The sequence below is a fragment of the Rhodococcus sp. (in: high G+C Gram-positive bacteria) genome, assembly GCF_049299235.1.
In the GTDB taxonomy this organism is placed as follows: domain Bacteria; phylum Actinomycetota; class Actinomycetes; order Mycobacteriales; family Mycobacteriaceae; genus Rhodococcus.
This window is the reverse complement of sequence record NZ_JBAQXC010000179.1, coordinates 1-12,986: the sequence shown is the minus strand read 5'-3', so window position 1 is coordinate 12,986 and position 12,986 is coordinate 1. Positions and strand designations below refer to the sequence as shown.

Sequence of the window (12,986 nt, the reverse complement as noted above, 5' to 3'; positions counted from 1 at the left end):
CCTGCACATTGTGTGCAGGCGCCGCAGTGTTGTGAAGGGATGGGCGTCAGCCCACGTCCGCGGTCTCCACCGAACGAGTACCCGGTTCCCCAGCGGGCTGGCTGATCGACTGCTGCTCGAGCGACGTCGTCGACGCCGACGCCGAGGCGGTCGTTGTCGGGGCCGCAGTGGTCGGCGGTGCACTGGGCTCACTGCTCGGCGCGGGCGGCGTGGTAGTGGTGGGTTCCGTCGACGGTGTCGTCGGTGTCGACGGCGCCGTGGTCGGCTCGTTCAGGATCGTCGGATCAGGCGACGGGGACGTCGACGATGTCTGGTTGGCCGGCGGTGCGGTCACCGACGTTTCCGGCAGGATCGTTGCCACCGGCGGTGGCACCGCCGCGGCACCGGTATCCGGCGGCATGTTCGGCAACACCGGAACAGGCGGTATCGGAACAAGCTTGTTCAGCTCGTCGGCCAACCGCTGCAGCCAGTCGCCCAGTTGGTCACGTTGGCCCGCATCGGCCACGCCGCTGGATCGAACCTGCGCCGACTCGAGCAACTCTTGAGCACCGGCGGTGTCACCGGCAGCGATCGCACGCTCGGCCTGTTCCAGGCTCGACGTCGTGTCGATACGGGCCACGGTGCTCTGCGCCTGCTCGCTGAACACGACCTCCTTGACGCCCCAGAGCGGATCGCCCGGTTCGGCGCTGTAGGACACCGCTGCGGCCGTACCGACAGCCAACGCGACGAGTGCCGCGGCCCCCGCAATGGGCCGCAGGAGACGCAGTTGGCCGCGGGAACGCGTACGACTGTTCGCCAGCGCATCGCGGGCACCGATCTCACGGTTGACCGCGGCGACGATCTCGTCGAGTTCAGGGCCGGCAGGTAACGGGTCGGCAAGGACCTCCGCTCGCCATCCCGCCAACAACGTGGCCAGTTCGTATTCTTCGTCCGATTCCGTCGCTACCGGACCGTCGCCGGAAATCGCGTCGATGAGGGCATCATCACGGCGCACTGCCGCAATGTCCACGGGGGTGCCGTCGTCGGCGAGATCGGCGTGGAAGTCGTCGCCACCGTGCTTCCTACCCATTCCTCTCACCTGCTCTCGTCACTTCCTTCTTGAGTCTGGCAATGGCCCGATGCTGAGCCACCCGAACGGCCCCCGCCGTACTTCCCACTGCGGCTGCCGTTTCCTCCGCCGACAACCCCACAACCAATCGCATGATCAGGATCTCGCGTTGCTTCTCCGGAAGCGTGCCGAGCAGTTCCTTCATCTGCCGACCCGCTTCCGCATTGAGTGCGTGTTCTTCCGGACTGTCCTCCAGCGACATCACTTCGGGAACATCGGCAACCGGATCCGACCGATTTCGAGCGGAACTCCGATGCGCGTCAGCGACCTTGTGTGCTGCGATGCCATATACGAACGCCATGAACGGGCGTCCTTGGTCCTGGTATCGCGGCAGCGCCGTCATCACAGCCAGGCATACCTCCTGCGCTACGTCATCCGCGGAGTGCTGACCGCGCTCCGCAGACCCGACCCTTGCCCGGCAATACCGCACAACCAAAGGCCGAATGCTTGCGAGAACCTGGGCGAGAGCAGCCCGATCGCCTTGCGACGCTGCAGCGACAGCCGAGTCAAGCTCTCCACCCATAACAGTCATCGATTACGTATGTCCTGGCGTTACAAGTGGCACGTCCCCACCCGGGAGTGCTTCCACATGACGGTGGAACGCCCCCAGCCTAACGACACGCTGCGACAACTCCGATTCGCCCTGCCGACTAATTTCGGAACGCTGCGAAGTGGCCACCACGACGCATCACGATCTCGGCACATTCGTCGCGAACCCGATCGGCATCGACCGCCGCGCCGATACCGTTCGCCAGCATCGCCGCCGCCCAACGCAGCGGCACCAGACCGTGGTCCGCGCAACGTTCCGACACGTCGACGGCGAGCGCACGTGCCTGGCCGAGGTCTGCGTTCCCGGTCGCCGACGCCGCTCGCAACAGATCGGATTTCACCTGATGGCGCACGGACCGGCTGCGGTCCGCCAGAGCGGACGCCTGCGCGGCATGAGCCTGCGCGGTCGCGAAATCGCCGGATGCCAACGCGACTTCCGCCCTGACCCAATGCAGCCTGATGCGCTGTCTCCACAACACCGTGTCACCGACATCCGAACTCGGGAGTCGGTCGGCACACTGTGCGAGCAACCGGCGCGACAGGTCGAGGCGACCGCAACCGAGCGCGTCGGCGGCCAGACCGGTGAGCGCATCACACTGTGCTGCTGTGACTGTCGTGCGCGCACCGCGCTGTACCCCCTGTGCCTGCACCCCCTGCGCCTCTACCCCCTGTGCTTGTACCCCCCGCGCCTGCACCTCCCGTGCCAGCGCGAACGCGCGACCGTCGTACGCGGCTGCCGCCCTGTGCCATCCGAGTTGACGCAGCAGCGACGCCTCGGTACTCGCCGCGAACGACGCCAGTGGGCCGGCCGTGACCTCGCGCTGCAATCGGGCCAACTCCGCCCTGGCACCGCTGTAGAAACCCTGCCCACCGAGAGCGACCGCGCGAAGCCATCGCTGCTGCGGATCGGTGGCCGCGGGCAGCGGGTACATGCCCGGGCAGTCACCGAACGCCGCCGCCGACAAGACCGAATCGTCTTCGGACAAATCCGGCGGGCAGATGAACGTAACGATCGCTGACACACCGAAATCATTGCATCAGCGTCGTGACCGATCACGACGCGGGTGCCCGAATGGCGAGAAACAAGCACTCTGAGCGCAAATATTTGCAACCAGAAATTCGATCCCCTGCCATTCGTTTCACGTTTACAGTCCGTTAATACCAAACATGCGGCATGTACGTTATTTCGCGGTCACGGGGACGACATGTCACCGCGCAGTGGGAACGAGCGACCTGGAGAACCACGGTGATTCGGAAAGAATCAGCAGGTCAATGCACTCTAGCGATCGTTGGGGACACGCTCGGCGCATCACGACGGCCGAGATCGAGCGTCAGCCAATCATGATCCGGTGGCGAAGTAAATATTTCCGAGGTTAATTCTCGCCGCGCGCGATATGGAGTTTCCCACGCATCGAAAGTGTTGACGCGAATTGCATCGCACTTTTACGGTAACTGTGCTCGACGGAATAGTCGGCCGGGTCGCCGTTCCCGGTCACGGTCCGCTCGCACCAACGCGAGCATGCTGCAAAGGAGTGCCACAATGCCTGCACCACATCACCTGCCCGGCCCCAACGCGGATATCTGGGATTGGCAGATGCACGGACTGTGCCGCGGCGTGGACTCCTCGATGTTCTTCCATCCGGACGGTGAGCGCGGCCGCGCCCGCGCCCAGCGGGAGAGTCGCGCCAAGGAGATGTGCCGGAGCTGCCCCGTGATCGCGCAATGCCGCGAACACGCACTCAATGTTGCCGAGCCGTACGGCATCTGGGGCGGCATGTCCGAGACCGAACGCGAGATGTTCGCCCGGCACAGACGCCGCCGGATCGCTGTGTGACCCCACCTTCCGCGTCGATCTCCACCGCTTGACCAATCGCTTTCGGCCACGCAGCGGCGACCACAGCGAGCGAAGCCCCGCCCGGATGGGCGGGGCTTCGTTCGTGATGTCGCAGCTGCGTGGTGTCGCGGCTAGTGGGCGTGGCCGTGGCCGTGCGCGGCCCCGGCTTCCTCTTCAGGCTTGTCGACGACCGCACTCTCGGTCGTGAGGACCATGCGCGCAACCGACGACGCGTTGACGACTGCCGAACGCGTGACCTTCACCGGATCGACGACACCGTCGGCGATCAGATCACCGTAGGTGAGCGTTGCGGCGTTGAAACCGTGCCCCTTCGGGCCCTCGGCGACCTTGGAGGTCACCACGGCACCGTCCAAGCCGGCGTTCGCCGCGATCCAGAACAGCGGCGCCGACAGCGCCGTCCGCAGAACCGCGACGCCGGTCGCCTCGTCACCCGACAGCGAGGACTCCAACTCGGCGAGCTCGAGCGATGCCTGCACGAGTGCCGAACCACCGCCGGGGACGATGCCCTCTTCGACGGCGGCCTTGGCCGCATTCACCGCGTCCTCCACACGGAACTTGCGTTCCTTGAGGTCGGTCTCGGTGGCCGCGCCGACCTTGATGACGGCAACGCCGCCTGCGAGCTTGGCCAGCCGCTCTTCGAGCTTCTCCCGATCCCAGTCCGAGTCGGTGGCTTCGATCTCTCCGCGCAACTGACCGGCACGCTCCTCGATGGCCTCGGCGGTGCCTGCGCCGTCGACAATCGTGGTGTTGTCCTTGCTCACCACGACACGACGAGCGGAACCGAGCAGCTCGAGTCCGGCTTCCTTGAGCGAGAGTCCGAGGTCGGAGTTGATGACGGTGCCGGCCGTGACGACTGCGAGGTCGTCGAGGAACGCCTTGCGGCGGTCGCCGAAGTACGGCGCCTTGACCGCAACCACCTTGAGGGTCTTGCGGATCGCGTTGACGACCAGCGTCGACAACGCCTCACCTTCGACGTCCTCGGCGATGATCAGGACGGGCTTGCCGGACTCGGCGATCTTCTCGAGCAGCGGCAGGAAGTCCGGCAGCGAGCCGATCTTCTCGCGGTACAGCAGCACCAGAGCGTCCTCGAGGACCGCCTGCTGCGCGTCGAGGTCGGTGACGAAGTACGGCGACAGGTATCCCTTGTCGAACTGCACGCCCTCGGTGATGACCAGTTCGGTGCTCAGCGTCGAGGACTCCTCGACCGTGACGACGCCGTTCTCTCCGACGGTGCTGAGTGCCTCGCCGACGAGAACGCCGATCTCCTCATCGCGGGACGAGACGGTCGCGACCTGCGCGATGGCCTCCTTGCCCTGGACCGGAGTCGCGAGCGCGAGCAACGCCTCGGTAACCGTGTCGGCACCCTTGGCGATCCCGGCACCGAGCGCGATCGGGTTGGCGCCCGCGGCGACGTTCTTCATGCCTGCCTTGATGAGGGCCTGCGCGAGCACGGTCGCGGTGGTGGTGCCGTCGCCGGCAACATCATTGGTCTTCGTGGCGACGCTCTTGACGAGCTGGGCACCGAGGTTCTCGAACGGATCTTCCAGTTCGATCTCACGGGCGATGCTCACGCCGTCGTTGGTGACGGTCGGGCCACCGAACGCCTTGGCGAGCACGACGTGCCGCCCGCGCGGGCCGAGCGTGACCTTCACGGCGTCGGCGAGGCGGTCGACACCGCGCTCGAGTGCGCGCCGCGCGGTCTCGTTGAACTCGATTTGCTTGGACATGTTCTCCGACTACTCCTGTCGAAATGCTCTCCGGAACGGACTCCGCCCCGGGTCCGTTGAGGAACTCCGGGGCGGAATGCACGCGGCTTACTTGGCGACGACGGCCAGCACGTCGCGAGCCGACAGGATCAGGTACTCCTGACCTGCGTACTTGATTTCGGTTCCGCCGTACTTGCTGTAGATGACGACGTCGCCTTCCTTGACATCCAGAGGGATGCGCTTGTCGCCATCCTCGTCCCAGCGACCGGGGCCGACGGCGACGACGGTGCCCTCCTGGGGCTTCTCCTTCGCCGTGTCCGGAATGACGAGGCCGGAGGCAGTCGTCGTCTCGGCCTCGTTGGCCTGGACGAGGATCTTGTCCTCGAGCGGCTTGATGTTCACGCTCGCCACGATGTGCCCTCCACTTTCAGGGGTGCTTTGGTCCGGGAACCTGTGTTCCCGGACTCGGATTCGTTCAGTCACCACGATGACTCCGTGCGAGGTCCCGTCGTCGCGGGTGCCGGGCCGACGCTCGGTGTCACTAGCACTCTATACATGCGAGTGCCAGCACTCAAGGCTTGCGGGCGCTTACGCGTGTTCGGCGAGCCACAGACCCTTTCTGTTACGTTCGGATAACAGAGAAGCGGGAGCGTGACCAGACGGTGACCCTCGAAGGGGCACAAGCTCCTCGACACCCGGTCACGCACGGGAGGTGGACAATGCGCACGTCGCTGGGGATCTCCACCGGCGCATCCGGGGTGGGATCCGTGCTGGTGATCGACGCACCGGACGGACGGACCACCGAGTACCGCGAACTCGCAGCCGATACCCGCACCGGCATCGGCGATCTCGTTGTCGACGCGATCACGCTGATGACCCAGGTCGCCGACGTTCCGAAACCGGAAGTCGTCACCGTGAGCTACCGGACCGTCGAACAGGCAGACGCGATCCGCGCCGCTGCGATCCGCGAAGGCCATCACGTCAGACTGATTCCGGAAACCGCCGCGGTCGCCGCCTATTTGCGCACCACCGGACTCATGAACACCGACGGAGCGATCGCGATTGCCGATATCGGCGCCTCCGGGATGAGCGTGTCGATCCTCGACGACGCCGACGGGACGATCCTGTATGCGGACCGCACCGGCGCGGTCGGTGGCGACGCGATCAGCAGCCGCCTCGTCGAACACGTCCGCCGATCGACGAGCGGCGTCCGCACCCGCATGCCGGTCGACTCCGAACTGCTTGCCGCACGCTGCCTGGGAGCGATGGAAACGCTCGGCGTCGACGACACCGCACACATCGAGATCGGCGAGGCCGGACCCGGCGTGTCGGTCACGGTCACCCGCACCGAGTTCGAGCTGCTCGTCGCAGACCTCGTGGGTGTCGCCGCGGAGTTCACCGCACGTGTCTGTGCTGCCGCCCCGACCTCACCACGGGTGCTCGTCCTCGTCGGCGGCACATCATCGGTACCGGCACTGGCCGCTGCCGTCTCGGCTGCATTCGGTGGTCCCGCCGTCACGGTCGCCGATCCCGCAACCGTTGCCGCCTATGGTGCCGCACACATGGTCGACCACCCCCGACTCGACACTTTTCCTCTTGCCGGAGGCGTCGAGTCCGACGAGTCCAGGTCTTCGGGCCGCACCGCCGGGGCGCTGGTCGGCGCACTGGTCGTCGGCGCGCTCGTCGCCGGCTACGCGACCGATCAGATCCGCGAGCCGTCCATCGACCGGCCGGTCTCCCCTGCCGGATCCAGCGACTTCGTGCAGCCGGCCACGCCCGATGCAGTGCCGCCCGAGGTGAGCGCACCGACCGCGACGCGCATCCCGTCGTTCGATCCGGTTCCCACCGGAGTCCCTTCCGGCGGCACCACAACCACGGAGGACGAAGCACCGCCGACCAGCGTGGCGACTGCGCCACCCACCACGGTGCCGGACACGACAGGGCCGAACACGACGGTGCCACCGCTGACCACACTGGGGACGCCGGAGACGGAAAGCGCCGACCGGGATCACGAACGCCCAGGATCGGCCACAACCGAAACGCCCACGCCGGAACCCACGACACCACCGGTCACGACCACACCACCCGTCTCCACGACACCACCGGAGACCACGACACCACCCGTCTCCACGACACCACCGGAGACAACGACACCACCGGCCACCACGGCACCACCGATAGCTACGACACCACCTGCGGAAATCGCACCACCTGCGGCAACGACACCGCCGACAGTCGCGCCCGAAGCACCCGAAACGTCCGAAGCCGACGCGGCGACGTCAGAACCCATCGAATGAGCCGTGTGCCTTTTCAGCCGCTCCGACGGCCCAAAAGGCACACGGCGTCACACCTGATGAACGGACACCGGTAGGCCGGGATCGGTGGCGACGGTCAGCGACGACGGTTCCGCGCCCCCGGCGATGAGGTGTGCCCCGAGCGCCGCGATCATCACACCGTTGTCGGTGCACAATCGCGGGCGCGGCACCCGCAGGGTGATCCCGGCAGCGTCGCATCGTTCCCTGGCCAGCGAACGCAGCCGCGAATTCGCGGTCGCGCCACCACCCAGCACGAGTGTGTCGACGCCGACATCCTGAGCCGCCCGCACCGCCTTCATCGTGAGCACGTCGGCGACCGCCTCTTGAAACCCTGCCGCGACATCGGCGACCGGCACCGGCCGCCCGGCACGCTCCAGCGCTTCGACGTGCCGTGCCACTGCCGTCTTCAGGCCGGAGAACGAGAAGTCGTGGCGCGCATCGCGCGGCCCGGTCATTCCCCGAGGGAACACCACCGCCGCCGGATCACCCTGCTGCGCCAGCTTGTCCAACAGCGGACCACCCGGGTATCCGAGATCCAGCAGTCGCGCGACCTTGTCGAACGCCTCCCCCGCCGCATCGTCGACGGTGGTGCCGAGTTCGACGATCGGCTTGCCGATGTCCTCGACGTGCAGCAGATGGGTGTGCCCGCCCGAGACCAGCAACGCGATGCACGGCGGCATCGGACCGTTCTCGAGGGTGTCGACGGCAACGTGCCCGGCAAGGTGGTTGATCGCGTAGAACGGCACGTTCCAGGCCGCCGCGTACGCCTTCGCGGCAGCGACGCCCACCAGCAACGCACCGGCCAGACCCGGACCGATGGTGACGCACACCGCGTCGGGCTTGGCGACACCCGCTGCTGCCAACGCCCGGCGCATCGTCGGAACGATCGCCTCGAGATGCGCGCGGGACGCGATCTCCGGCACCACGCCACCGAACCGGGCATGTTCGTCGACACTCGACGCGACCTCGTCGGCGAGCAGTTCGAGCGTGCCGTCGCCGACCCACCGGACGATGCCGACACCCGTCTCGTCACACGAGCTTTCGATGCCCATCACGATCACGGCTTTGGCTCCTCTCGCCGGTCCGGCCGGCACATCGTGTACGCGTCGGCGCCGCTCGGCTGGTAGTACCGCTTCCTGGTGCCCACGATCTCGAATCCTTCACGTCGGTACAACGCAATGGCGGGGGCATTGTCCGTTCGTACCTCGAGGAACACCGGACCGCCCCATGCGTCGGCGACGCGCAGCAGTTCGTCGAGCAGCGTTCCCCCGATCCCACGTTGCCGCAGTTCCGGGTCGACACCGATCGTGTGCACCTCCGCCTCGGGATGCACGCCGGTGCCGAGCCTGGCCAGGCCTGCGTAGCCGATCAGCCGGCCCTCGTCGTCGCGGGCGGCCACGTAGTGGTTGTGCGGGGACGCCAACTCGGATCGGAATGCGTCGGCGCTCCACGGGTCGTCCCCTGGGAACAGGACCTGTTCGAGTTCCGCGCAACGCTCGACATCATCCGGGCGCAGCGCGTCGACGAGCACGCTCATTTCTTCCGGGCCGCCGTCTCCACCGCATCCGGCCTCCGCAGATACAGCGGCACCAGCGGCTGCGGTACTGTCCCGGCGATCAATTCCGGCGCGGCGACCGCGACAAGCCCGGCCGGCGAAGGCGCATGCACCGGCACGGCCGGCAGGTCGAACAATTCCACATGGGCGGGTGATCCAGCGACCCGTTGCGACGGCGCGGCCGTCACCTCGGCGGGCGTGCGCACCTCGGGGCCTTCCACCCGGCGACCATTCGAATACCGCGCCCAGTACACCTCACGGCGACGAGCGTCGGTGACGACGAGCAGATCGGAACCGGCCGGGTCCATCACGTACACGTCCGCGGCAAGCGCATCGAGGGTGCACACGCCGTAGACGGGGATGTCCAGCGCGTCACCGAACGCGGCGGCTGTCGCCATCCCGACACGCAACCCCGTGAACGGCCCTGGACCCACACCGACCACGACAGCGTCGAGGTCGGCCGCCTCACATCCTGCTTCGGCGAAACACTCGAGGATCTGGGGCGTGAGGATCTCGGCATGTGCCCGCGGATTGTCGGTGACCCGGGTCGCAACCATCTCGAGGTTCCGTTCGTCGCCGTCGTGTCCGTCACCGTTTCGGAGGCGGATCAGCCCAGAGGTCACGGCGGCGGTGGCGGTATCGACGGCGAGGACAAGCACGATTACCCAGAATACCGCCCCCGCTACACGGCGAGCGACGCGACAGGAATGCGCTCTATCCCACCCAACCCCAGGTGGCGCGACGCACATCGGATTCCGGGTCGCGGCGGAGCCGCACCAGCAGATGCCGGTCGGCCAGCTTCTCCACGAGACCCTCACCCCATTCGACGACGACGACCGCGGCGGTGAGGTCGGTGTCGAGATCGAGCGCGTCGAGTTCGTCCAGGGCTCGCGGCCCGCCGCCGAGCCGGTAGGCGTCCACGTGGACGAGGCCGACCGGCTCCCCGTCGGCACGTTTCCCCGGCCGATGCTCGCGCGCGATGACGAAGGTCGGGGATGTCACGCGCCCTTCGACCCCGAGACCTGCGGCGATGCCTCGAGTCAACGCGGTCTTTCCGGCGCCGAGCGGCCCGTCGAGGACCACCAGGTCTCCGGCGCGCAGGTCTGCGGCGAGTCTGCGGCCCAACGCTTCGGTGTCGTCGACGGTCGGCAGTTCGGCATGCCGACCGTGCGCAGCATCGTCCGTCACGGGGTCAGACACCGATGGCCCGCCGGCCCCGCGCGTTGTGTGCGAATGCCCGCTGCACGAGCCGGTCGACGGCTTTGGCGACGACTTCCGGGAATTCCAGTTGCACGAGGTGCCCGGCTCCCCGCACGCGCTTGAGTTCGCAATCCGGCAGCGCGGCGGCGAGTTCCTCGGAGCCCGTGAACGGGATCACCATGTCCGCGTCGCCGCACAGCACCAGTACCGGCACGGTTCCGAGTGTCGGCAGTGCCGCGGATTCGTCGTGCAGTTCGAGGGTACGGAGGAAGTTCACGATGGTCAGCACCGATGTCTCGTTGAGCATGCGGTCGGAGAACTCCACCAGTCGCGGGCTCACGACCGTGCCGTACGACGCGGCACGCAGGATCGGCGAGACGATCGCCTTCGCGGTTCCACGGGCGTATTGCACGAATCCGGGCGCGGTGCGTGCGGCGTACCGGAACCCGTCGATCACCGGGTTCTCCAGGTTCCGGCCGAGACCGGTCTTGCTCAGGCCCGCCGCGGTCGTGGAGAGCAATCCGACCCCCACGATCCGGGAGTCGAACAGGTCGGGACGCTGCGCGGCGAGCGCGATCACGGACATGCCACCCATCGAATGTCCGACCACCACGACCGGCCCGCGCGGCACAGTCGCGTCGATGACGCATCCGAGATCGCGTCCGAGCTGGGCGATCGTGCAGGATTTGGACGCAGCGGCTCCGGATTCGCCGTGGCCGCGCTGATCGTAGAACACCATGCGAACGTCGCGACCCCAGCGTTGCGCCAGGTATTGCTGTTGGAGGTGCCAGGATTGCATGCGCAGGCAGTATCCGTGGACGAACACGATGGTCAGTGGCGCGAGCGACGAACCGAATTCGCGCACCTTGAGGTCGACGCCGTCCTCGGTGGTGACGATGTGCCCGGGCGCGCCGAGCATCGCGTCGAAATCCTCGTCGGCATAGATCTCCGGCGCGGGCATGCCCGCCGACCGCACCGCGTACAGACCTGCCGCCGAGGCGAGCGTGGCCAGGCTCGCTCCGAGGAGTCCCATCCTGCCCATCATGCTCATACCGTCCCGCCTCCTTCACCACCGATGTAGGTCCGCACTGTGCGGCCACCCACCCCGGTCACGACTTCGTAGTTGATCGTGTCGAGTACATCAGCCCAATCCTGGGCGTTGGGCTCACCGTGACTGCCGTCACCGAAGAACAACGCGTGATCGCCTTCCTTTACTCCGCCGCCGTCCGGGCCCAGGTCCACCACGATCTGGTCCATGCACACTCGACCGATCTGGGGACGGCGTCGGCCCCCGAGTTGCACCTCGACGCGGCCGCTCAGATTTCGTCGGATCCCGTCCGCGTACCCCATCGGCAGTACCGCCACCGTGGTGTCCGCGGGAGCGATCCAGCGGTGCCCGTACGACACACCGGACCCTGCAGTCACTTTCTTCACGAGCGCCACCCTCGTCCGCAACGTCATCACGGGCCGAAACCCGTAGTCGCCGTTCTCGGGAATCGGCGACAACCCGTACATCGCAATTCCGGGACGAATCATGTCAAATCGCAGGTCGGGACGGGTGACAGCGGCCGCCGAATTCGACAGGTGCACCACTTCCGGCGGCATGCCGTGGCGGCGCAGATCGGCGACGGCCAGGGCCAGCCGATCCCGTTGCGCATCGATTTCCGGGTGGTGGAGTTCGTCGGCATGCGCGAGGTGGGAGAACGCACCGCGCAGCCGCACGGCCCCGTCTGCGTGGGCGCGCCCGAGGTCGCGGAGGAAGTCCGGCCACTGGTCGCGGGCGACGCCGCCACGGTTGAGCCCGGTATCGACTTTCACGGTGATCACGGCGGTGACGCCGGTGTCGCGGGCGGCAGCGGCGACGGCGGCCAGGTGCCGCGGTGACGACACACCCAGTTCGACGCCTGCGGTGATCGCGGGCGCGTAGTCCGCGTCGGGGGTGTGGAGCCACGACAGCACCGGCGCGTCGATTCCCGCCGACTTCAACTCGAGGGCTTCGGTGAGGGTGGTGACGCCGAGCTCGCGGGCACCGGCGGCCAGCGCAGCCCGCGCGACCGGTACCGCGCCGTGGTTGTAGGCGTCCGCCTTGACCACGGCCATCACCGCGGCATCCCCGGCGTACCGGCACAGCAGACGAACGTTCGCCGCGACCGCATCCAGGTCGATCACCGCCTCGGCCTGCGGCTGGGCGTGACGGTGCTGTTCCTGGGTGCGCTGCGCCGTGGTCATGATCGTCGATCCTGCCACTGCGTGGCCGACGGGCAGCGCCCTGGTGGTGGAGTTCGGATCACGATTCGGACATATGTGCGCGCAGTGTGCGCACCGCGGCCCTGACCTGCGTGAGGATCGCGCTCGCCGAGACGGGGGCGGACCCCTGACGGTCGTGCGCGGCCAGGTTGGCGGCGAGCGAGTGCACCCGGGCGCCGGCCGCCGCGGCGAGATCGGCAGCCATTCCGGCCGACATCAGAGACCCGATCAGGCCGGACAGCACATCGCCCGCTCCCGCGGTGGACGCCCACGATCCGCCCGCGTCGTTCACGAACACGTGCCCGTCGGGGCGGGCGATCAGGGTGGCACGGCCCTTGAGCAGGACGTGGACGTTCCAGTCGGCTGCCAGCGTGCGCACGGCGGCAACCCGGTCCGGTTCCGGCCGCGCGCCGGTGAGCCGGGCGAACTCCCCGGCGTGCGGGGTCAGCAG

At 67.5% G+C, this 12,986-nt stretch carries 14 protein-coding genes; 2 read left to right on the top strand and 12 right to left on the bottom strand.

Going from position 1 to position 12,986, the window contains the following annotated elements; translation table 11 throughout:
- Window positions 1-46: 46 nt before the first annotated feature.
- The 3 genes from WAX14_RS10900 to WAX14_RS10890 all read right to left on the bottom strand — a co-directional run bounded on the left by WAX14_RS10900 (window position 47) and on the right by WAX14_RS10890 (window position 2,589).
- The gene (locus WAX14_RS10900) at window positions 47-1,069 is read right to left on the bottom strand and encodes an anti-sigma-D factor RsdA (protein WP_422628095.1); all 1,023 of its coding nucleotides are present in this window, start codon (window positions 1,067-1,069) and stop codon (window positions 47-49) included.
- Entirely contained in the window at window positions 1,062-1,640 is a 579-nt protein-coding gene (locus WAX14_RS10895; protein WP_422628094.1) for a sigma-70 family RNA polymerase sigma factor, read from the bottom strand. The genes WAX14_RS10900 and WAX14_RS10895 overlap by 8 nt, the downstream gene beginning before the upstream one ends.
- A gap of 118 nt (window positions 1,641-1,758) precedes the next feature.
- Window positions 1,759-2,589, bottom strand: a complete 831-nt coding sequence (locus tag WAX14_RS10890; protein WP_422628096.1) for a hypothetical protein — start codon at window positions 2,587-2,589, stop codon at window positions 1,759-1,761.
- Window positions 2,590-3,197: 608 nt separating this feature from the next.
- Between WAX14_RS10890 and WAX14_RS10885 the strand changes: the two genes are divergently transcribed.
- Entirely contained in the window at window positions 3,198-3,491 is a 294-nt protein-coding gene (locus tag WAX14_RS10885) for a WhiB family transcriptional regulator (RefSeq protein ID WP_422628093.1), read from the top strand.
- A 131-nt stretch (window positions 3,492-3,622) separates the two neighbouring features.
- Here the strand turns inward: WAX14_RS10885 and groL are convergent, their stop codons facing one another.
- Both groL and groES read right to left on the bottom strand, forming a co-directional pair.
- Window positions 3,623-5,239 (bottom strand): chaperonin GroEL, encoded by a 1,617-nt coding sequence (groL, locus tag WAX14_RS10880; protein ID WP_422628092.1) that lies wholly within the window; start codon window positions 5,237-5,239, stop codon window positions 3,623-3,625.
- Between the two features lie 87 nt (window positions 5,240-5,326).
- Window positions 5,327-5,629 carry a co-chaperone GroES gene (groES, locus tag WAX14_RS10875; RefSeq protein WP_068154369.1) on the bottom strand — a complete coding sequence of 101 codons (303 nt, stop codon included), beginning with the start codon at window positions 5,627-5,629 and terminating at the stop codon, window positions 5,327-5,329.
- A gap of 308 nt (window positions 5,630-5,937) precedes the next feature.
- On the opposite strand from groES, the gene WAX14_RS10870 reads away from it, so the two are divergent.
- Window positions 5,938-7,515, top strand: a complete 1,578-nt coding sequence (locus WAX14_RS10870; protein WP_422628091.1) for an Hsp70 family protein — start codon at window positions 5,938-5,940, stop codon at window positions 7,513-7,515.
- A 47-nt stretch (window positions 7,516-7,562) separates the two neighbouring features.
- Here WAX14_RS10870 and tsaD read toward each other — a convergent pair whose 3' ends face one another.
- The 7 genes from tsaD to WAX14_RS10835 all read right to left on the bottom strand — a co-directional run.
- Window positions 7,563-8,594 (bottom strand): tRNA (adenosine(37)-N6)-threonylcarbamoyltransferase complex transferase subunit TsaD, encoded by a 1,032-nt coding sequence (gene tsaD / locus WAX14_RS10865; RefSeq protein WP_422628090.1) that lies wholly within the window; start codon window positions 8,592-8,594, stop codon window positions 7,563-7,565.
- The gene (gene rimI, locus WAX14_RS10860; protein WP_422628089.1) at window positions 8,591-9,070 is read right to left on the bottom strand and encodes a ribosomal protein S18-alanine N-acetyltransferase; all 480 of its coding nucleotides are present in this window, start codon (window positions 9,068-9,070) and stop codon (window positions 8,591-8,593) included. Before rimI ends, tsaD begins: the two co-directional genes overlap by 4 nt.
- Window positions 9,067-9,747, bottom strand: coding sequence for a tRNA (adenosine(37)-N6)-threonylcarbamoyltransferase complex dimerization subunit type 1 TsaB (tsaB, locus tag WAX14_RS10855; protein ID WP_422628088.1), 681 nt, complete (start codon window positions 9,745-9,747; stop codon window positions 9,067-9,069). Before tsaB ends, rimI begins: the two co-directional genes overlap by 4 nt.
- Before the next feature lie 55 nt (window positions 9,748-9,802).
- Window positions 9,803-10,276: a tRNA (adenosine(37)-N6)-threonylcarbamoyltransferase complex ATPase subunit type 1 TsaE gene (gene tsaE / locus WAX14_RS10850; RefSeq protein ID WP_422628087.1), complete on the bottom strand. Its 474-nt coding sequence runs from the start codon at window positions 10,274-10,276 to the stop codon at window positions 9,803-9,805.
- A gap of 4 nt (window positions 10,277-10,280) precedes the next feature.
- On the bottom strand, window positions 10,281-11,339 hold the full coding sequence (locus WAX14_RS10845) for an alpha/beta fold hydrolase (protein WP_422628086.1): 1,059 nt from the start codon (window positions 11,337-11,339) through the stop codon (window positions 10,281-10,283).
- Window positions 11,336-12,517 carry an alanine racemase gene (gene alr, locus WAX14_RS10840; RefSeq protein ID WP_422628085.1) on the bottom strand — a complete coding sequence of 394 codons (1,182 nt, stop codon included), beginning with the start codon at window positions 12,515-12,517 and terminating at the stop codon, window positions 11,336-11,338. Before alr ends, WAX14_RS10845 begins: the two co-directional genes overlap by 4 nt.
- Window positions 12,518-12,575: 58 nt before the next feature.
- A partial coding sequence (locus WAX14_RS10835) for an ADP-dependent NAD(P)H-hydrate dehydratase (protein ID WP_422628084.1) occupies window positions 12,576-12,986 on the bottom strand: 411 nt, incomplete at its 5' end.